Source organism: Actinotignum timonense (assembly GCF_030216305.1).
In the GTDB taxonomy this organism is placed as follows: Bacteria; Actinomycetota; Actinomycetes; order Actinomycetales; family Actinomycetaceae; genus Actinotignum; species Actinotignum timonense_A.
Map to the genome: position 1 here is coordinate 1 of NZ_JASOKT010000030.1, position 1,251 is coordinate 1,251.

The window sequence follows — 1,251 nt, forward strand, 5'->3', positions numbered from 1 at the left end:
GTTCCCGGGCCTTGTACACACCGCCCGTCACGTCACGAAAGTTGGTAACACCCGTAGCTCGTGGCCTAACCATTTTTTGGGGGGAGCGGTCGAAGGTGGGGCTGGCGATTGGGACGAAGTCGTAACAAGGTAGCCGTACCGGAAGGTGCGGCTGGATCACCTCCTTTCTAAGGATATTTTCGAGAAACGTTGTATCAGTGAGCTATTGGGGTTTACTGGTTTTTGTTTTGTTTCTTGTTTGGGACACGTAAAAAAGACGCTTGGGACGTAAGCAGGTTTTAGTGCTTGTTTGTGTTTTGGGTGGTGTTGGTTGGGTGGGCTGTTAGGCATTCGGACACTGTCCGATATACCACCCACGGTTAGTTGACGAGAGTGTGTTCTTGTTTTCTGGTTGTGGTGTTGGTGTGGTGGTTGGTTGTCGCATAGTGAGCGTGAGCATCTTTATAACAAGCACGTGTGTGTTTGTTGTGTGATTTTGCGTAATGACAATTTTTTGTTTTGAGTTTCTTGTTTATTGTTATTTTGGTGTTGTAGGGCGTTTGGTGGATGCCTTGGTGCGTATGGGCCGAAGAAGGACGTTGTAGCCTGCGATATGCCTCGGGGAATTGGCTAGCGAGTGGTGATCCGAGGGTGTCCGAATGGGGGAACCTAGCCTGGGTTATGCCGGGTTGCTGCCAGCTGAATTGATAGGTTGGTGGTGGGAACGTGGGGAAGTGAAACATCTTAGTACCTGCTGGAAAAGATATTTTGTGAGTAGTGGCGAGCGAAAGCGAAGGAGCCTAAACCTTGTGTGTGTGATACTTGTCGGGGGTTGCATGCGGGGTGTTGTGGGGTGTTGTTTTCTCGTTTCCGACAGGACGGGGCGTAGTGATAAATCAGGAGTATAGGTGAAGGGTTTGGGAAGGCCTGCCGTAGACCGTGATAGCCGGGTAGCTGAAATGTTTCTGACTGCGTGATGACATGCCCGAGTAGCACGGGGCTCGTGGAATCTCGTGTGAATCTGCCAAGACCACTTGGTAAGGCTAAATACCCGTCGTGACCGATAGTGAATTTAGTACCGTGAGGGAATGGTGAAAAGTACCCCGGGAGGGGAGTGAAATAGTGCCTGAAACCAGGCGCCTACAAACTGTCAGAGCCATCTTGGTGGTGGTGATGGCGTGCCTATTGAAGAATGAGCCTGCGAGTTAGGATGTGTGGCGAGGTTAACCCGTGTGGGGTAGTCGTAGCGAAAGCGAGTCTGAAGAGGGCGTT

At 51.0% G+C, this 1,251-nt stretch carries 2 rRNA genes; both read left to right on the forward strand.

From position 1 onward, the window contains the following. Window positions 1–167, forward strand: a 16S ribosomal RNA gene (locus tag QP305_RS08675); the annotation flags it as partial. Window positions 168–519: 352 nt separating this feature from the next. Next, window positions 520–1,251, forward strand: a 23S ribosomal RNA gene (locus tag QP305_RS08680); the annotation flags it as partial.